This window comes from Pseudoalteromonas fuliginea (assembly GCF_000690055.1).
Taxonomy (GTDB): domain Bacteria; phylum Pseudomonadota; class Gammaproteobacteria; order Enterobacterales; family Alteromonadaceae; genus Pseudoalteromonas; species Pseudoalteromonas fuliginea.
Genome location: NZ_JJNZ01000165.1, coordinates 1 through 217, shown reverse-complemented (window position 1 = coordinate 217; position 217 = coordinate 1). Strand labels below are relative to the sequence as shown.

Sequence of the window (217 nt, the reverse complement as noted above, 5' to 3'; positions counted from 1 at the left end):
GTCATCATAACTGGGCGTACTCGAAGCCCTGCACCTTCAATGATAGCTTGCTGTAATTGCACTAAGCTAAGCGGTTTTCCGGCTTGCTCTGCTTCGAGGCACTTTTCTTGATAGGCTTGGTTTAAATACACCAACATAATGACCCCAATTTCTACCGCTACCCCAGCTAAGGCAATAAAGCCCACACCTACTGCAACTGAAAAGTTAAAGCCCTCTA

Annotated in this window: 1 protein-coding gene; it reads right to left on the bottom strand. The window is 46.1% G+C overall.

What is annotated here, in order from left to right; all coding sequences use genetic code 11:
* The coding region (locus DC53_RS0120920; protein WP_033032441.1) for an efflux RND transporter permease subunit at nt 1-217 on the bottom strand (217 nt) is incomplete at both ends.